General features: G+C 61.9%; 17 protein-coding genes and 1 pseudogene. 14 read left to right on the plus strand and 4 right to left on the minus strand.

Annotated elements, in window-relative coordinates; genetic code table 11:
- Positions 1-5 precede the first annotated feature (5 nt).
- Positions 6-2,237: a mechanosensitive ion channel domain-containing protein gene (locus C0617_RS12785; RefSeq protein ID WP_291317420.1), complete on the minus strand. Its 2,232-nt coding sequence runs from the start codon at positions 2,235-2,237 to the stop codon at positions 6-8.
- A gap of 660 nt (positions 2,238-2,897) precedes the next feature.
- On the opposite strand from C0617_RS12785, the gene C0617_RS12790 reads away from it, so the two are divergent.
- From C0617_RS12790 to C0617_RS12820, 7 genes are all read left to right on the plus strand, one after another.
- On the plus strand, positions 2,898-3,341 hold the full coding sequence (locus tag C0617_RS12790) for an Hsp20/alpha crystallin family protein (RefSeq protein ID WP_291317421.1): 444 nt from the start codon (positions 2,898-2,900) through the stop codon (positions 3,339-3,341).
- Positions 3,342-3,412: 71 nt separating this feature from the next.
- Positions 3,413-3,763, plus strand: a complete 351-nt coding sequence (locus C0617_RS12795; RefSeq protein ID WP_291317472.1) for an Hsp20/alpha crystallin family protein — start codon at positions 3,413-3,415, stop codon at positions 3,761-3,763.
- Positions 3,764-3,791: 28 nt separating this feature from the next.
- Positions 3,792-4,277 carry an Hsp20/alpha crystallin family protein gene (locus tag C0617_RS12800; RefSeq protein WP_291317422.1) on the plus strand — a complete coding sequence of 162 codons (486 nt, stop codon included), beginning with the start codon at positions 3,792-3,794 and terminating at the stop codon, positions 4,275-4,277.
- Between the two features lie 283 nt (positions 4,278-4,560).
- Positions 4,561-4,914 carry a DUF3135 domain-containing protein gene (locus tag C0617_RS12805; RefSeq protein ID WP_291317423.1) on the plus strand — a complete coding sequence of 118 codons (354 nt, stop codon included), beginning with the start codon at positions 4,561-4,563 and terminating at the stop codon, positions 4,912-4,914.
- Positions 4,915-4,973: 59 nt separating this feature from the next.
- Positions 4,974-5,648, plus strand: coding sequence for a Crp/Fnr family transcriptional regulator (locus tag C0617_RS12810; RefSeq protein WP_291317424.1), 675 nt, complete (start codon positions 4,974-4,976; stop codon positions 5,646-5,648).
- A 139-nt stretch (positions 5,649-5,787) separates the two neighbouring features.
- Positions 5,788-6,162, plus strand: coding sequence for a nitrous oxide-stimulated promoter family protein (locus tag C0617_RS12815; RefSeq protein ID WP_291317425.1), 375 nt, complete (start codon positions 5,788-5,790; stop codon positions 6,160-6,162).
- A gap of 239 nt (positions 6,163-6,401) precedes the next feature.
- Positions 6,402-7,172: a 4Fe-4S binding protein gene (locus C0617_RS12820; RefSeq protein WP_291317426.1), complete on the plus strand. Its 771-nt coding sequence runs from the start codon at positions 6,402-6,404 to the stop codon at positions 7,170-7,172.
- 94 nt (positions 7,173-7,266) lie between these two features.
- Here C0617_RS12820 and C0617_RS12825 read toward each other — a convergent pair whose 3' ends face one another.
- Positions 7,267-7,494: a hypothetical protein gene (locus C0617_RS12825; protein WP_291317427.1), complete on the minus strand. Its 228-nt coding sequence runs from the start codon at positions 7,492-7,494 to the stop codon at positions 7,267-7,269.
- Between the two features lie 340 nt (positions 7,495-7,834).
- Here C0617_RS12825 and C0617_RS12830 point away from each other — a divergent pair, with 340 nt between their 5' ends.
- Positions 7,835-8,014 carry a hydrogen-dependent growth transcriptional repressor gene (locus C0617_RS12830; RefSeq protein ID WP_291317428.1) on the plus strand — a complete coding sequence of 60 codons (180 nt, stop codon included), beginning with the start codon at positions 7,835-7,837 and terminating at the stop codon, positions 8,012-8,014.
- Between the two features lie 82 nt (positions 8,015-8,096).
- On the opposite strand, the gene C0617_RS12835 is transcribed toward C0617_RS12830, so the two are convergent.
- On the minus strand, positions 8,097-9,101 hold the full coding sequence (locus C0617_RS12835; protein ID WP_291317429.1) for a M28 family peptidase: 1,005 nt from the start codon (positions 9,099-9,101) through the stop codon (positions 8,097-8,099).
- 563 nt (positions 9,102-9,664) lie between these two features.
- Here C0617_RS12835 and C0617_RS12840 point away from each other — a divergent pair.
- From C0617_RS12840 to C0617_RS12855, 4 genes are all read left to right on the plus strand, one after another.
- Positions 9,665-10,237 (plus strand): isochorismatase family protein, encoded by a 573-nt coding sequence (locus C0617_RS12840; protein WP_291317430.1) that lies wholly within the window; start codon positions 9,665-9,667, stop codon positions 10,235-10,237.
- A gap of 10 nt (positions 10,238-10,247) precedes the next feature.
- Positions 10,248-10,970, plus strand: coding sequence for a YkgJ family cysteine cluster protein (locus tag C0617_RS12845; protein ID WP_291317431.1), 723 nt, complete (start codon positions 10,248-10,250; stop codon positions 10,968-10,970).
- A 295-nt stretch (positions 10,971-11,265) separates the two neighbouring features.
- Positions 11,266-12,834 carry a M48 family metalloprotease gene (locus C0617_RS12850; protein WP_291317432.1) on the plus strand — a complete coding sequence of 523 codons (1,569 nt, stop codon included), beginning with the start codon at positions 11,266-11,268 and terminating at the stop codon, positions 12,832-12,834.
- A 43-nt stretch (positions 12,835-12,877) separates the two neighbouring features.
- Positions 12,878-13,159, plus strand: coding sequence for an antitoxin (locus tag C0617_RS12855; RefSeq protein WP_291317433.1), 282 nt, complete (start codon positions 12,878-12,880; stop codon positions 13,157-13,159).
- A gap of 144 nt (positions 13,160-13,303) precedes the next feature.
- Here the strand turns inward: C0617_RS12855 and C0617_RS12860 are convergent, their stop codons facing one another.
- A complete protein-coding gene (locus tag C0617_RS12860; protein WP_291317434.1) occupies positions 13,304-14,062 on the minus strand; it encodes a PilZ domain-containing protein in 759 nt (252 codons plus the stop codon).
- 158 nt (positions 14,063-14,220) lie between these two features.
- On the opposite strand from C0617_RS12860, the gene C0617_RS12865 reads away from it, so the two are divergent.
- Positions 14,221-16,215 carry an ATP-binding protein gene (locus tag C0617_RS12865; protein ID WP_291317435.1) on the plus strand — a complete coding sequence of 665 codons (1,995 nt, stop codon included), beginning with the start codon at positions 14,221-14,223 and terminating at the stop codon, positions 16,213-16,215.
- A 213-nt stretch (positions 16,216-16,428) separates the two neighbouring features.
- A pseudogene (locus C0617_RS17190) lies at positions 16,429-16,872 on the plus strand (Hsp20/alpha crystallin family protein); the annotation flags it as partial.
- Positions 16,873-16,958 lie beyond the last annotated feature (86 nt).

A 16,958-nucleotide genomic window follows, 5' to 3' on the forward strand; every position in this document is an offset into this window, starting at 1 on the left:
AGCAGTTATTCTACCGCAGGTGGTGAAACAGGTGTCTCCTGCTGAAGGTTCAGGAACGCCGGCGGCGCGCCGCCACCCTTGCTCTCGCCAAAATAGATGGTGGTGTGGGGGAAGGGGATTTCGATGCCGAGCTCATCGAATCGTTTTTTCATGCGGCGGTTGAATTCGCGCCCCACCCACCACTGCTTGATGGGGATCGTTTTCAACCGCGCCTTGATGACGACCGCCGAGTCGGCGAAGGCATCCACCCCCAGCACCTCGAGCGGTTCCAGGATCTTCGGCCCGTATTCCTCGTCTTCCTGCAATGCGGCGCCGATCTCCCTCAGCACTTTCATGACTTCGTCCATATCCTCTCGGTAGGCCACCCCCACTTCCATGACATAGTAGGAAAAGTCCTTCGTCAGGTTGCTGACGTTGTCGATGGTGCTGTAGGGGATCGTATGGACGGTTCCGGCGACGTCTCGCAGTCTCACGGTGCGGATCGAAACGGCCTCCACCACCCCCCCCTTGTCGCCGACCTTGATCACGTCTCCGACTGCGACCTGATCCTCCAGCAGGATGAAGACCCCGGTGATGACGTCCTGAACCAGCTTCTGCGAGCCGAATCCGACCGCTAACCCCAGGACCCCGGCACCGGCCAGCAAGGGGCCGATGTTCACTCCCAACTCGGCCAGGACCATCAGGGAGGAGATCACCATCAGAACGACCAGCAGGGCTTTGCGGGCGATGGTCATCAGGGTCCGTGAACGGGCGTCGTGTGCGGGAGTAACCCCGTCTTCGCCGAGTATGTTCAGGTACCTCTGGATCAGGCTGTTGGCGACCTCCCAGACCACCAGTGAAATGACAATGATCCCGACCACCCGAACGGCTGTCCCTCCCAGCACCTTCCCCGGTTCGCTCGCCAGCCATTCGAGGACGTTAACCCCCCAGGCCTGAAGAACGGCCAGGGCGACGAAAAGATACACCACCGCCTTGAGGAGCACATGGGCGCCGCCGAGGTAGCGGTTGGCACGGCTTTCCAGGCCGGGGAAGCGGCTTTTTTGATCGTCGCTGATGCGAAAGCCGCGGCTCATATATATCTCAAAAAGGCGCAGCAACCCGGCACCTGCGAGGAGGGCGACCACGGACAACAGACTCGCCCGCAGCAGATACCAGGCACCGCCGGGCACCTTGAGGCTCCAGATCAAATACAGGGCGATGACGTAGGCTCCTGCCAACAAGTGCCAGATCTTGCCGAGACGGCCCAGCAAAGCCCGGGGGCTCCAACCCTCGGCGCGCGATTCTTCAGAGACTCTTTGCAGCCAGTCTCTTACCTCTATGCGATTTTGCAATACCACCACGAACAGCAGGATGGCAACCACCAGTCCCAGCGCGCCGAGGAGAAGCTCGTAGAGAGATCTCGACAGGTCGAGGAGCAGGGCGGCTTGAAGGAAAAAATAACCATAGAGGACGGTGCGCGAGAGGCGGCCTGCCCAGATTTTCAAGTAGTGTGCCGTCTCGTCGGCGAGTCTGGGAATCCTCAGGCGAGGAGATTCGGAGGCGGTGATCAGTTCTGCCAGGGCGATGACAACCTGGGCCAGAATGAAGGCGTTGACCCAGGCCAAGGCCACCAGCCGCGTCTTCTCCCGGGGATCGATGATCGCGAGGTAGAGCCAGGCCGCCGCCAAAAAGCCGGCCACGGGAATCAAATCAAGAAGGAGCAGCAGGACCAGCCTCCCGGCACGGCCCATCGCGGAGGCTACATCCCGGTCTTGAAGGGTGCGTCGGGGGCGGCGCACCAGCGCTCGAAGGAGGAGGGCCGTCCCGTAGGCGGCCAGCAGAACCAATGTCAGGTTGAGGAGGACTTCTCCCCAGAAACTGCGCAACTGTGGTTCGGTGCCCTGCTGTCGCAACCACTGCCACGCCAGGGGAAGTTCGTTGATTGCCCCGGCCGCCGAAAGAAAGGTTTTCGAAATAACATCCAACCGGGACGATATGCCAAGGAGAAGCTGCGAGGCGGCGCTCTTGACCCGGGGTTTCTCGGGAGGGGCCTGGGCCAGGGCCAGGATCTCCAACTGGGCGATCAGCTCCTGGCGGGCCTGAGGATCCTCCAGGGTTTGAATCAGGGCTGCGATCTTCTCCGGCGAGGGGCCCTGTGCCGTTCCATTCCCTTCTCCGGCGATGACCGGGGGGACAAGGCTCAGCAGCAACAACATGAACCCTAGCAGTCGGCCGATGACCATTAGGCAATTGGGCACGATCTTTCCCCTCCTCTCGTGAGCTTTCTCTTAAAAACGACCCTCCGCACTTGAAGGGAATTCAAAACCCAGCTGTGCCCGTAATCACCCTCCCGTTCCGGCCTGAAGACGGCGGTTCAAAAAATGGGTCCCAAACAAGGGCATCTTTTGCATGTTTTTACTGAACCAAGTCGCCGGGAGCGGCGCTTGCCCGTCTCACTGGGATGGGAATGGTCTTCCCCTGAGTATCGATAACGTCTGTCAAACGATCTCTGTCCCGGCAAACCCGTTTTCGCAGCCAGCGGAGAGCGCCGGCGTTCAGGGAAATTATACCAAGCCACCCCTTGTTTTCATTATCTCTCGAAGGGTGGCGCCACTTTTTCTGACTCCTTGCGTCCTCTGTTTGTTGGCCGTTTCGACACTTCTCTGCCTTGTGAAAAAAATATCGCCTCGGGGCCAGAAGAGTGTCCCGGGCCTGTCTTTAATTTTTGCCAGGTTTTTGGTGTCGCCAGCGACTCCGTTAAAGCTCTAAAGCATGGCTCAGGGGACGACAACCCAATGAAATAGTGTCGGTTTCCCGCCAGGTTGAATTTGGTCGGGACGGTGATAGTCTGGACATTGAAAAGACATATCAGGCAGCTTTTCGGTCACTCGAACCTACCGGAAAAGGAGGACGGGACAATGGCATTGGACATTTTCAGAGAGATGGAAAATCTTCGTCGGGAAATCGATGGGGCCTTCCGAGGCCTCGGGCTGGGGCGGCTTATGGAACCCTCTTTTCTGCCGGGACCCAGCACCCTGGGCTACCCCCAAATCAATTCCTCCCAGGACGAGAACAACCTTTACATCGCGGCCCTGGTTCCCGGGATCGAGCCGAAGGATCTCGAACTGACCGTCATTCGCGGCGTTCTGACCCTCTCCGGTGAGCGCAAGGGAAGTTCCCAGGAAAACAAAACCTGGCATCGCCGCGAGCGCGGTCTTGGAAAATTCATGCGCACCGTCGAACTGCCGTGCGAGGTGAACGCCGAAAGGGTCTCCGCGGAGTATAGGAATGGTGTGCTCACGGTCACCCTGCCAAAGCATGAGGCGGAAAGGCCGAAGAAGATCAGCGTCACGGCGCAATAACTGAAAATCATGAATCCAGCACTGGAGGTGACGTCATGGGACAGAGAGATATTTCGCTAACCGGCGGGGAAATGGAAGGGGGGGAGCAGACCCCTACCAGATTCACCCGACCTGCCGTGGACATCTTTGAGACCAACGAGGGGCTGACCATGAAGGCCGACCTTCCCGGCGTGAACAAGGAGGATCTGACAATCGATATCGACCGCGACCTCCTGACCTTGAAGGCGGAAACAAAACCCCAACCCAAGGGAGAGGCGATCCGGAAAGAGTTCGAGTTGCGCGGCTACTTCCGCCAGTTCCAGTTACCTGATGAAATCGATGCCGGCAAGGTTTCGGCCGATCTGAAAAATGGCGTTCTGACCCTGGACCTTCCCAAGGCCGAAGCGGCCAAGCCCCGGCGTATCGAAATCGCGTCGGCTTGATCAATCCAGAGAAAGGGGGTGAGAAGCTGTGACTTTCCGTGACATGATTCCGTGGGGTCGTCATAGGGAGCTTTCCGGTGAGCGGGATACCGAACATCCGTTGAACAGAATCCATGGCAGCATCGACCGGTTGTTCGACGACTTTATGGACCGCATAGGCGGACCGATGGAGACAGAGACTGATTTCCTCTCTCCCCGCATCGATCTTGCAGAAACGGACAAGGAGATAACGGTGACGGCAGAGATGCCGGGCCTCGATGAAAAGGATATCGAGGTCTCCCTTGAGAGGGACCATCTCGTGGTCCGTGGCCACAAGCAGGCAGAGAAGGAAGAGAAGGGAAAGCACATTTACCGTGCCGAAAGGAGTTACGGGGCATTCCATCGGGCGATACCCCTGCCTTGCGAAATCGACGACAAGAAGGTGAAGGCTGTCTACAAGAAAGGACTGTTGACCATCCGTCTGCCCAAATCCCCGGACGCTATCAGGCACCACAAAAGGGTCGAAATCCACTGATCGCTTCCCATTCCTCTTTCAAGGGAGGGGCGCCCGGCACGGGGCGCCTCTCTGTTTTCGGGGACATGGGGGCGCCGTTCGAGCCCTGGGTCGGAAAGCCGTCACGATTCCAGCTCCCCGGCTTAGGGGTGGCAATGTGTGACAAAAAGTGATACATTCAGATATCCTAATTTCAACGTCGGCAGGTATCCTCTGACCCTCGGGGACGCGCTTGAGCGGCGATAGGGCCGATGATTCCCCCCCCCCTGCGGTGGGAGAGTTTCGGAACCGGGAGAGCAGAGGTATGGCAGGTGATGGAGATCGCATAGACGAGGTTCTGGAGCAGCTTAGCGGGCTGTACCAGAAGGACCCGGAGGAGTTCGAACGGCTGAGCAAGGCCCTGATCCGGGACGCCATCGAAGGCTTTCCCGAGCGCCACCGGGCCCGGGCCCACGGGCTGCAGTTCCGCATCGACGCCGAGTTGGACCGGTACAACGACGCCACGTCCCGCCTCAACCGCATGGTCGAGATGTTCTGGGAAGGGTTCAATCGCTTCCAGGATGCGGTCTCCAACCCGGGGCAGGTGGTGGAGGAGCGGGAGGAAAACCGGGCCAGCAGCAAGGTCCTGCCTTTCCGGCGCAGCGACGATCCGAACTGATTTCGTCCACTGTTTTCAGTCTCTTGTCACCCCTCGCCGCTTCTGCTAGACTCCCCCCCATGGACAGCCTGACCGTCATACGCAAGTGCCCTCTCTTTGCGGGCGTCACAGACGAGGATCTCGATTACCTCGCCGGGATCTGCGTCGCCCGGGAATACTCCAAGGGGGAACTGCTCTTCTCCGAGGGGGACCCGGCCCGGGGCTTCTACCTCGTCGCAAGCGGCAAGGTGAAGATCTACAAGCTCTCCCCCGAAGGCAAGGAGCGCATCCTTCACATCGTTCACCCGGTCAACACCTTCGCCGAGGCTGCCATTTTCGGCGACGGCTTCTATCCCGCCTACGCCGAACCGCTCTATCGCTCGCGGCTGGTCTTCTTTCCCAAGAACGACTTTCAGCGCCTTCTTCTCGACCACGGCCAGATCGCTATCAACATGATCGGCGGCCTGGCCCGGTTCCTCCGTCAGTTCGCCACCCAGGTCGAGGAACTCACTTTCAAGGACGTTCCGGCACGGTTGGCCCGTCACCTCCTCGATCTCGGGACGGAGGACGCCGCCAGCGTTGAGCTTCCCGTGACCAAGAGCCAGCTGGCCTCCAACCTCGGGACGGTCAGCGAGACCCTCTCCCGCACTTTTCGCAAGCTTTCCGACGAAGCCATCATCGAGGTCAAGGGCAAGGTGATCGTCATTCTCGACCGCGACCGGCTCGAGGACCTGGCTCACACCTACAAAGAGTGAGCGGGTACCAAAGGAAGGCGAAGCCGACCCCGACGGTCCATGACCGGAGGGGTTTTTTTGTATCGTTTGACCTGCATCAAGGGGGCGTGCCACAATTCAGCGTAGGGTGCAGGCAAGAGATGAGCAAGGAGACTGATCGATGGCCCTGGCCGAAGGCGAAAAAACCGGAACCCTGACCCCCAAAGAGCGCAAGGACCTGAAGGTGCTCGCCCTCTTTGTCGCGGTGTACTGTCGGGAGCACCATCGCGGGGAGAAGGCCCCCCTGGGGGTCACGGAGCATGACCTGGAGGGGTTGGCTCCCCGAGCGGTGTGCGGAGAGTGCCGGGACATCCTCGCCTATGCCTTTGAGAAGCGCCTGCGTTGCCCCCTGGAGCCGAAGCCGGTTTGCAAGCACTGCCATATCCACTGCTACCGCGCGGGGCACCGGGAGAAGGTGCGCGAGATCATGCGCTTCTCCGGCCGGCACCTGATCCTGCGGGGGCGGCTCGATCTGCTCTGGCACTACTTCTTCTGAGGGAGATACCGATGATCACAGCGTTTGCATTGGCCCTGGCCGCTCTCTGGTTCTCATTTGCCGCGCTGGCCTTCTGCCCCATACGGGCGGCGCGCCGGCGGCGGGATTTGCAAAATCAGCACGATTGAACCGCGAAGAATTTCCCGGAACGGGTTTTGACCTTCGTCAAGGCGGCCGACCCTGGCCCGGGGTAAAGTGAACCGAAATGAACCGGAAACCGATAAGGGGAGGACAGAGAGATGATTCGTGAAATCGTTAAAATAGACGAAGAGAAATGCAACGGTTGCGGTGATTGCGTCCCCACATGTGCCGAGGGGGCGATTAAAATCGTCGACGGCAAGGCCAGGCTGATCGCGGACAACCTTTGCGACGGACTCGGCGCCTGCCTGGGGCACTGCCCCATGGACGCAATCGTCATCGAGCGCCGGGATTCCGACGAGTTCGACGAGGAGGCCGTGGAGAAACACCTGCACGCCGAAGGGAAGGCGGCCCCGGCCGCGCAGCCCGCTGCGGCAGGCGGGTGCCCCTCGGCCCGGGTCATGGATCTGGCGCGGCCGGCCGGCGGGGGCTGTCCGGGAAGCGCGGTGAGAAATTTCGCCCCGGTTCCCGAGTCGGGCGGCGACGGGGCGCCCGCGGTCCAGGCTTCGTCCGAACTGCGCCAGTGGCCGGTGCAGATGCACCTCGTGCCCCCTACGGCCCCATTCCTGCGAGGGGCCGACCTGGTCTTCGCCGCCGACTGCGTCCCTTTCGCCTATCCCGATTTTCACCGGGACTTCCTGCGCGGCAAGGCCCTGTTGGTCGGGTGCCCCAAACTCGACGACGCCCAGGCCTACGCGGCCAAACTGACCGAGATGGTGCGGCTCAACGACATCCGCAGCATAACCGTACTGCACATGGAGGTTCCCTGTTGCTCCGGTCTCGTCGCCCTGGTGAAGCAGGCTCTCGCGGCCAGCGGCAAGGACGTTCCCCTGGAAACGGTTCGCATCGGCATCCAGGGAGACCGCAAGTAACTCCCTCTCTTATCGATAGAAGAATCGCAGGGCAATAAAAGGCCACCGCTCGAAAGCGGTGGCCTTTTTTAAGATGGATCACGGTTGCCGGGGATCAGTGGCTGAGGGACCATTGTTCCCATTTGGCCAGATCCATCGGTTCGGGCAGAAATTGTCCCGTCCGCACCGGCGGCGATGCGAGGTGCTCAAAGGCATGCTCAGCGGCCTGCTCGGGGGTCGGATGACTCCCGAGGACCCGGTCGTGGAAGTAGAGTTCGTAACAGCCGCCGTGCTGGGGGGCAATGACGAATGTGCCCGCCGGTGAGCGGTAGCGGTAGAGCATCTCTCTGATCTCCTTTGGGGGGGGCATGCCTAGAGAGTTTGCCAAAGCCTTTTGGAATGTCAACCCATCACCGCGGCAATCTTACAAAGAGAGGCCTGTCCTTTTCGGTTTCGATCGTCTGAGGAAAATCGTGGCATGCTGACCCCATTTGGGACAATTCGAAACAGGTTCGCCGGTGGGGAAGTTCCGCCCGGCGGGAAGGAGAAGGCCTGGAATGGCAGGCCCAGTGGAAAATTCAGGGCAAGTCCCAAAATTGGTCAGGCCTTTGCATAGTGTATACCTCAGGATCGCGCCCCTTTGGTTCGGTGCGAAAAGATCAGGTATGAAGAAGGAGTCAACCATGGGAAAGAAAGTAACCAACCCCAAGAGACACATCGTTTCCTGCAGGGTCAATGAAGAGGAGATGGAACTCCTCATGGACCTGGCCAGAAAGAGCAATGTCAGCATTTCCACCCTGGTGCGCCGCAGCATTCTCGTCATTGAGGAGGCAACGTCCCGGCCCGCCAGGGCGCATGCCTGATAATTCCCCATGCCCTGGGCCGCCTCGCGGCCCAGGACCGGTATTCCATTGGTGAGCCGGTCGCACCTCGCACGGGGCGATGCTAAGGCCCCCCCATCTTCTCGCCTCCCGCCAGCGTCGCGACCATCTCGGCCAGCCCTGCGACGGCCCGGGCCATCTCCGGGTAGCAGAACTTGTCCGGGGTGTCGCTCGGGCGGTGGTAGTGGGGATAGCGGAAAGGGGCGGTATCGGTGACCATGATCGCCGGGTAGCCGGCTTGCCAGAAGGACCAGTGATCCGACCAGTCGACGCCGACCAACCAGGCCGGGGCGGTCAGGCCCTCTGCCGGAAAGTGGCTGGCGCTGCGGAAAGCACCCAGGGACTCGCCCAGCAGCTGCCGGGAGGCGAAGTTGCCGACGAAGGCGAGGAAGTTCCCCTTGCTCGGGTAGAAAAACCGCAAAGGGGTAAAGGGGAACTCCTGGCTGCCCGGCGCCTCGGTATAGAAGCCGATCGTCTCCAGGCAGATCATCGCGGCGATCTGCTCTCCTTCCTGGCGGCAGCGCCGGGCGTAGAGGCGGCTCCCCATGGAACCGGTCTTGAAGAAGGGCGGCTCCTCGTTGACGAAGGCCGCCAGACGCACGGTTCTCTCCGGGCGCCTCTGTGCAAGGAGTCGTGCCAATTCCAGCAGGGCCGCGACTCCCGAGGCGTTGTCGTTGGCCCCCGGCGAGCCGCCGACCGAATCGTAGTGCGCCCCCACCAGCACGACCTCCTCCGACCTGACTGACCCGGGGATCTCCCCCAACAGGTTCCGGGCCACCCGGTTGCCCACCTCGTAGCCCTGGATCGAGAGGGCCAGGCCCGCCTTGGTCATTCCTTCCTCGATATAGCCCGCCGCTTTCTCCAGATGTTCAAAACGTCCCATGTGGCGTTCCCCGATCACCCCGGCCAGGAAGCTCACATGAGCTTCGAGGCTTTGCCGCAGGGGCGCCATGTCCTGCCCTGCGGCGGCCGGCAAGTCGCGCCTCGCCCGTCCCGCCCCGTAGCGCCTGGAGAAACAGGCCGCTCCCAGCAGCAACATCACGGCGATGCCGACGAATAGGATGATCACGGGGTCCCTCGGTTTTGTGGGTTGCCCTTCTATTGTAGCCCGATGGGCCCGGCTGGCATTGGTTCTGAGATATATATTATCGAAGGGCAGGGGGCCGCGGTCGGTTCGAGAGAAGAGCGCCATTTTGTACCCGCGGTGCCGAGGCCCGAACTGCCTCCGGTCTTCCGGGGGGGGGACGGAGGGGCTACGGTTTAGGGATGCGAACCTGCATGGTGGTGTGCTAATCTTGCAGCCGGCAAGTCTTGCCCCTTGCACACCGAGGGGGCGATGACGACCTTTCGAGGGAATTCGCTCATGCTCAAGAAAAAATACCTCCTCTGCCCCCAATGCGGGGCCCATCGATATTACCTCGACCAAAACGGCGCCGAACGTGTCTGTTTTCACGTGGACCATGACGGAGAGCCGTTCCCGACCGAGGAATCCGGGGCCGGTCTGAAGGGTCTCGATTTTCCACCATCTCATGCTGTGGCTGCGCCTGGTCCGGAAGGATCGGCAAACTGGTGAAATACCTGTAGGGGCACCGGGCGGCTCCGCGCCGGCCCTGCCCGAAAGGAGGAGAAACCATGACCGAAGACCTGTCCAAATTCTGGCTTTCCGCTGAAAAGGCCGTCCTGGTGGTGGTGGACGTTCAGGAGCGTCTCGTTCCCGCTATGGACGCCATCGTGTACGCCAGGGTGCGCAAGAGCATCGGCCTGCTCCTTCAGGGCGCCGAGATCCTCCAGGTGCCGGTGATCGCCACCGAGCAGTACCCCAGGGGGCTTGGGCACACGGTGCCGGAACTGGCCGCCGCCTGCAGGGACGGAGCTGTCGAAAAGGTCAGCTTCGGCTGTTGCGGTGACGGCGGATTCGTCGACCGCCTGGGGGCGCTGGACCGGCCCCAGGTGATCGTCACCGGGATGGAGGCCCACGTCTGCGTTTACCAGACGGTGCTCGGCCTGCTGGAGGGGGGCTACAATGTCCACCTTGTGCGCGACGCCATCTGCTCCCGAGGCAAGACCGACTTCCTGACCGGGGTGGAAAACGCGGCCCGCGCCGGGGCCACGGTCACCACTGCGGAGATGGCCCTGTTCCAGATGCTGCGCGCTGCCGGCACCCCCGAATTCAAAGCGGTCTCGGCCCTGATCAAGGAGATGTAGGTTTCGCTCCATGTGGCAGGGACTGAAGGACATGGTCCTCCGGCAGAGGACCCATTTCGACGCCGTCTGCAGCGAGAAGGTGGAGGCCTACCGGGAAGAGGGGGGCCACATCTACTGCCGCAAGGGGTGCGGCAACTGCTGCACCCTTGCGGTCAACACCGTCTTCACCGAGGCCCTCCTCCTCGCCGAGGCTCTCTCCCCAGGGCAGGTCGAAGCGGTCGCCCTGCGCTCCTGCCGGACCCGGGAGCTCGTGGCCCGATCCCCCGACTTGAAAACCTTTCTGCGCCTGCACCGCAGGGACCTCGGCGTTTGCCCCTTTCTCGACGGGGCCGGTTCCTGCGGCGTCTACGGGCACAGGCCCCTGTCCTGCCGTTCCCTGCTGGCCACCCGGCCTGGCGACTGGTGCGGTGTCGATTTCGGCGACCTTCCCGAGATCGAGAGACAGGTTTTTATGAGCGGACTCGACCGGAGGGCCGTGGCCTTCCCGACCCATTACCTCGCCTCCACTCAGGAACTGGCGCGGCAGCTGGAGGAGGAGTCGGCCGCCCTGATGGGGCAGAGGTTCGGGGTTGCCGTCACCGGCAATCTGCCCTACCTGGTGGCCCTGGAGAGAGAGCATCGCCTGAGCGAAGTCGTTCTGGAAGGGTACGAGGCGACCGTTGAATTTCTCGAGGACAGAGGGCTGAATCTCCCCTACCTGATTCACCTCGCCGGAGTTCATCCTGATCGATAGACGCAGCAAAGGGGGAAACCCCATGCGCATCCGAACCGGATCTCATCGCATTGTCGGGCGGCTTGAACGGGGGGACGATCTGCTGGAGGCCCTGACCGCCGTCGCCCGGGAGGATGGCATTCGGGCCTGAATCGAGCCGGGTCGGTAAGACCGTGTTCGCCTGCGAGTATGTGTTCGCTCTCTTCAAGGGGGGAACTCCACAGGGGGGTCGACGAGACCACCGGGCTGCCCCTGTGGCAGGGTGAGGGCTGAAAGGGAGGGGGGCATGGTCGCTTCCGGGCGAGGAGGAGGCATTATGCATATCGGCTTTTGGCTGGTCTGGGTTGTGGCGGCTGCTTTTATGGGCGGTTGCGCGACCAACCCCGTGACCGGGAAGCGAGAACTTTCCCTTGTCTCGGAGGTTTGGGAACTTCAGGTCGGGGCGGAACAGTACGGTCCGGCCCGGCAGATGCAGGGCGGCGATTTCGTCCTCGACCCTGAACTCGGCGACTACGTCGTCGGCGTAGGGCGGCGTCTCGCGGCGGTCAGCGACAGAGGCCTTCCCTACGAGTTCGTGGTGATCAACGACTCCACCCCCAACGCCTGGGCCCTGCCCGGCGGGAAGATCGCCATCAATCGCGGCCTTCTCTCCGAGTTGAACAGCGAAGCGGAGCTTGCCGCGGTCCTCGGGCACGAGATCGTCCATTCCGCCGCCCGCCACGGCGCCAAGGGGATGCAGCGTGGCCTGCTGATGCAGGGAGCGGTGCTCGCTGCGGGCCTGGCCCTCGAAGGAGAGGGCTATGCCGCCCTCGCCGTCGGGGGCGCGCAACTGGCGGCCGGCCTTCTCGGACAGAGGTACAGTCGCGAGGACGAACTCGAGGCCGACCTGTACGGGATGGAATACCTGGCCCGGGCCAACTACGATCCCCGGGCCGCGGTCACCCTGCAGGAATATTTCGCGAGCCTTGCCGACGGGCGGGAATCGAACTGGCTGGAGGGACTCTTCTCCAGTCATCCTCCTTCGGCCGAACGGGTGGCGGCCAACGAGGCGACCGCCCGTAGGCTTCCACCCGGCGGAGAAACCGCCGAAGAGCGGTATCGCAGGAAGATTGCCCGGATTCTTGAGACCCGGGAAGCCTACGGGGCCTACGACGAAGGTCGCAAGGCCCTCGCCGAAGGCGACCTGGACGGGGCTCTGGCCCTGGCTGAAAAGGCACTGGCCGCCGAGCCCGGCGAAGCCCTGTTTCACGGCCTGAGGGGGGATGTCCGTCTTCGGCAAAGTCGCTACAGGGACGCCTTGATCAATTACGACAGGGCCCTGTCGCGCAACGACGGGTTCTTCGACTTCTACCTCCAGCGGGGCACGGTTCGGCGGGAACTGGGCGACAGGGACGGGGCGGCCGCCGACTTGAAGGCCAGCGTCGCGCTCCTGCCAACCGCCCCCGGCCTGAACGCCCTCGGGGATCTCGCCCTTCAGGGCGGTGACGTCGAGGGGGCGAGGGTTTTTTTCGCCCAGGCGGCCGGGTCCCCTTCCGAAGCTGGCAGGCGCGCCGCCCTATCCCTCGCCCGTCTTGACCTGCCTCACCATCCCGAACGGTTCCTGACAGTCCGGACCGCGCTCGACAGGGACGGTTACCTCGTCATGGATGTGGTCAACGGCAGCCCCCTCGCCGTGGACCGGGTTGCGGTGAAGGTTTCCTATGGTGATTCTGGCGAAGGCTGGCGGCAGGTCACGATGGTTCTGCCCGGAGGGATCGTTCCTGGGGGACAGGCCCTTTTGAAAACCCGCATCAGGCCCCCCATCGATAGGGAGAGTGGCGTCGGAAAGGCCCTTCAGGGAGTTCGTGCCAGGGTCGTTGAGGCCTATCCCGCCGACGAGGGGTGAGGGGACGTTCCGGCAGGTTTTTATAGGGAAAAGGATGGCTGTTTTGAACACGAAATACCACGACATCTACCGGGCCACCATTGAAAAATGGGGAGCGGAGGCCCAGTACGACCAGGCGGTTGAGGAATGCGCTGAACTGATCGCGGTGCTGAAGCACTTTCGTCGAAACAAGGTGGGGAGTGACGCGGTCATTGACGAGTTGGCTGACGTGACCCTGATGATCGGGCAACTCAGTTACATGCTCGGGGAGGAGAAAGTCGAGCAGGCCATAAAGTCCAAACTCGACAAACTCAGGGGGCTGCTCGAAACCCCCGAGGGGCGATAGTGTCCAGCTGGGTTGGTCGTGGCAATTGATTCTGAGGTGTTTTGGTTGTTGTCAAGCCGCGCCGACGCCGGCCAAGCCTGAGCTTGGCCGTGAAGGCGGAACGCAGATATCAATCAAAAGAGCCAGGAACGGCTGCACGGGACACTAAGGGAGGTGGTAGTAGGACTGGCCCCGGAATGGTTTGGCTACAACCTCCTGGCCCTGATCGCGGAAGTGATTGCGGATAAAGTTGTCGATGCGGGCCTGGTCCGCATCGAGAATGCGGATGAAGCGCAGGGCCGCCGTCTGTTTCCCCCCCGGGGCGGGGTCCATGGCGCGAACCACTTCGGCCAGGGCGGCGATGGGCGGTTCCTCACTGGAGAGGCCGAGGCAGAGCAGGGTCAGGTCGTTGGGGGCGATCGGCATCGGAAGGTCCATGCGCACCCCCCCGGCGCTGAGGTTGACCAGGGTGGGTCGCAGGTCCGGTGCGGAGCCGTCTGCCAGGCTCGTCAGGCGGCCCTGAAAGGCCTCCCACTTTTCCTGAAACACGGTAAGGGGCCAGCCCTTCCTGAGGATGGCGAGTCCCACCGTGAGATCGGCGCGGGGATACTCGCGCTTCTGAAAGAGTTCCAGGTTCTGGTGGGGGGCGATGCGGATTTGTCCGTTGTCCTCCGATCCCAGATAGCGGCCGGTGACCCGGAGGCCGAGGCCGAAGGTCTCGGAACAGAGTTCCAGATCCTGCCCGGGCAGGCAGGGCGGGGAGGCGTCGGAGCCGCGGGGGTAGGGCAGGGCGAGGACGAAACAGTCGGACCGGAGTTCGACCAGGTGGGCCGTGAACGCCTCGAGCCCCTCGGGAACGGGCTCGGGCGTGAGGGTTCTCAGGTAAACGGTTTGGTTCGGTTTGAAATACTTGGAAAATTGCATTGATGACCCCGGCCCGGTTACCCCTTTAATAGCATAAAAACCGCTGGCAGGGGAGTTTGAAATGCATTGGAGAGGGAAGGGCGGTGTGTTATAAGGGTTTGGTAAACCCGAAAAGAAAGGTTGGGATGAAAAAGGGGATATTGCGAACAGCCTCTGTCTTGAGACTCGCCCTTGCCCTGCTGGCGACTTCCGCCCTGATGCTGGTTCCGGTTGCAGCGGCCTGGGGGGAGACAGTCGTGAGGGTCGGTTTTTACGACAACCGACCCCTGTCCTTTGTCGGGCCAGGCGGAGCATATAAGGGCATCACGGTTGATCTGCTCGAGCATGTCGCCCGCCAGGAGGGGTGGCGGCTGGAATACGTCCCGGGTACCTGGGCACAGGCCCTGGAGCGCCTGGAACATGGAAATATCGACCTGCTCTCCCCCATCGCCTATTCCGAAGAGCGCGCCAAAAGGTTCGACTTCAACAAAGAGACCCTTATCAACAACTGGGGCCAGGTATATCTCCCTTCCGACTCGGCCATCGACACGATTCTCGACCTGGCCGGCAAGCGCATCGCCGTTCTCGGCAACGACATCTATGAACGCCACTTCCTCGACCTGCTCGAAAGGTTCAATATCCGCTGCGAGATCGTCCAGGTCGTGGATTATCACGAGGTCTTCAGCCTGCTCCGCGACCAACGTGTCGACGCCGGTGTGGTCAACCGGCTGTTCGGCCGGCAGTTCGAGAACCGCTACGGGGTGAGGCGCAGCTCCATTGTCTTTCTTCCCATCGATGTGCGCTACGCCGCACCCAAGGGGGGGGGAGATAGGCTTCTGGCGACCCTCGACGCTCGTCTGCGGGAGTTGAAACAGGACAAAAGCTCCCGCTACTATGGGGTGATTGACCGTTATCTCGGAAACACCGAAAGCAGGGTGTTTTCCAAGTGGGTCAAGTGGGGCCTCTTTATCGCTGCCGCCCTGCTGCTCCTTCTGGGAACCCTTAGCCTGCTGCTGCGGGTCCAGGTGCGGGCCAAGACAAGGGCCCTGGCCGAGCGCAACCGGCTCCTGGAGAAAGAGATTGAAGAGCGGCAGCTGGCCGAGGTCGCCCTCAAGGAGAGCGAGGGACGCTACCGCTCCCTGGTGGAGAACATCGACCTGGGCATCTCCCTCAAGGACCGCAGGCACCGTTTCGTGACGACCAATACGGCCCTGGGCCGGCTGACGGGGGTTCCCACCGAGAACCTCTCCGGCAAGGTCTGTTACCAGGCTCTGTGGAACAATGACTCGCCCTGTTCCGACTGCCCGGGTACGGTGGCCATGACCGTTCTGGAGCCGCACACCATCGAGCGCCTGCGGAAGCACCCCGACGGCAGGGACATCACCCTGCGCATCCACGCATTCCCCCTGAAGGACGGGCAGGGGCAGGCCTCCGGTTTTATCGAGGTGGTCGAGGACATTACCCGGGAGAAGGAAATCGACAGGCTCCGCATCGAACTGCTGTCCACTGCCGCCCACGAGTTCCGCACGCCCCTCGCATCAATTTTCGGCTTTGCCGAACTGCTCCTGTCCCTGGAGGAGGTCTCTGCCGAGGATCAAAGGGAATACCTCACCTACATCTACGAGAAGAGCGAGGATCTCTCCAGTCTGGTCGATCAGCTGCTGGATGTCACCCGCATCGACGAGGGGAGGGGGCTCGACCTGAACCTGAAACCCTGCACTCTCGAGGAGGTGATGGAGAGAGCCGTCCGTCCCTTCAGGACACGCTCGAAGTCGGTCCGCCTCGAAGTGGAACTGGCCCCGGACCTCGCGGTCTTGCAGGCGGACCGCGGAAAGATCGAGCAGGTGATGGAAAACCTCTTGTCCAATGCTTTCAAGTACTCCCCCCGGGGGGGAAGGGTGCTGGTTGCCGGGGAAAGAGACGGGGACATGTGCCGGGTCACGGTCTCCGACCAGGGCATAGGCATGACCCCGGCGCAGCAGGAGCGTGCCTTTGAAAAGTTCTACCGGGCCGACACGTCGGACACCGCGCCGAGCGGGACCGGTATCGGTCTGAGCATCGCCAGGAGCATCATCGAGTCCCACAACGGGGAGATCTGGCTGGAGAGCACCGCCGGCCAGGGAACAACCGTTCATTTCACCATCCCCCTTCATTCTGCGGCCCGCTCGGCCTGACAGCCTCTCATTCCCTCTTCTTCCCCCATCATGCATTCGAGCCTAAACGGTTGCCTTCCTCGTCGGCGCGGCGCCTTTTGATTCCGACCGAGCGGCACGCCCCACCTTTTTTCTTGTGAGAACCAGCGGGTCCAGGTCCGTCTCGACATGGCCTGGAGTTAGCCGAAATCATTAAGGAAAAAGGAGCCGTTGCAAACGGGTTCGGGTTTGGTAATGTTGATCTCAAAGGGGTCGAATTACGTCCCCGAAAGGAGGAATGCCTGGCCGGTTGGGGCATTTTCGGGAGATGGAGCATCTGAGGCGGGAGATCGACCACACCCTGAGCGATTTGACACGGGGCCGATTTCTGGAACCCGGATACCTGCCCGGTTTGGGCCGGGGGCGTTATCCCCAGGTCAACATCTGCGAAGACGAGAACAACATCTATGTCTCTGCACTCGTCCCGGGCATCGATCCCCAGGGGGGGCTGAGCGTTATGCGGAGGATACTGACCCAGCGCAGGGCCTCAGAGGGGAAAACATCACCTGGCACCGAAGGGAGCGGGGCGGTGGTGAGTTCCTTAGAAGCGTGGAGTTGCCTCATGAGGTGGGTGCGGCCTGGGTGGAAGCCGTGTGCAGCAACGGGGTGCTTACGGTGACCCTGCCGAAAGCCGAGGCGGTCAAGCCGAAAAAAGGTCCCTGTCAAGATCGATTAGGCGCGATCCTTCGGGGGAGGACTTCCGTCAAAGGCGTTGGGCCGGGAGG

Source organism: Desulfuromonas sp. (genome assembly GCF_002868845.1).
Classification (GTDB): domain Bacteria; phylum Desulfobacterota; class Desulfuromonadia; order Desulfuromonadales; family BM501; genus BM501.

What these genes read in the sequence shown, in the direction of transcription:
- C0617_RS12845 (WP_291317431.1), top strand. Translation starts at nt 10,248, where the DNA reads ATGTGGCAGGGACTGAAGGACATGGTCCTCCGGCAGAGGACCCATTTC.
- C0617_RS12805 (WP_291317423.1), top strand. Translation starts at nt 4,561, where the DNA reads ATGGCAGGTGATGGAGATCGCATAGACGAGGTTCTGGAGCAGCTTAGC.
- C0617_RS12820 (WP_291317426.1), top strand. Translation starts at nt 6,402, where the DNA reads ATGATTCGTGAAATCGTTAAAATAGACGAAGAGAAATGCAACGGTTGC.
- C0617_RS12810 (WP_291317424.1), top strand. Translation starts at nt 4,974, where the DNA reads ATGGACAGCCTGACCGTCATACGCAAGTGCCCTCTCTTTGCGGGCGTC.
- C0617_RS12860 (WP_291317434.1), bottom strand. Translation starts at nt 14,062, where the DNA reads ATGCAATTTTCCAAGTATTTCAAACCGAACCAAACCGTTTACCTGAGA.
- C0617_RS12830 (WP_291317428.1), top strand. Translation starts at nt 7,835, where the DNA reads ATGGGAAAGAAAGTAACCAACCCCAAGAGACACATCGTTTCCTGCAGG.
- C0617_RS12825 (WP_291317427.1), bottom strand. Translation starts at nt 7,494, where the DNA reads ATGCTCTACCGCTACCGCTCACCGGCGGGCACATTCGTCATTGCCCCC.
- C0617_RS12790 (WP_291317421.1), top strand. Translation starts at nt 2,898, where the DNA reads ATGGCATTGGACATTTTCAGAGAGATGGAAAATCTTCGTCGGGAAATC.
- C0617_RS12840 (WP_291317430.1), top strand. Translation starts at nt 9,665, where the DNA reads ATGACCGAAGACCTGTCCAAATTCTGGCTTTCCGCTGAAAAGGCCGTC.
- C0617_RS12815 (WP_291317425.1), top strand. Translation starts at nt 5,788, where the DNA reads ATGGCCCTGGCCGAAGGCGAAAAAACCGGAACCCTGACCCCCAAAGAG.
- C0617_RS12795 (WP_291317472.1), top strand. Translation starts at nt 3,413, where the DNA reads ATGGAAGGGGGGGAGCAGACCCCTACCAGATTCACCCGACCTGCCGTG.
- C0617_RS12850 (WP_291317432.1), top strand. Translation starts at nt 11,266, where the DNA reads ATGCATATCGGCTTTTGGCTGGTCTGGGTTGTGGCGGCTGCTTTTATG.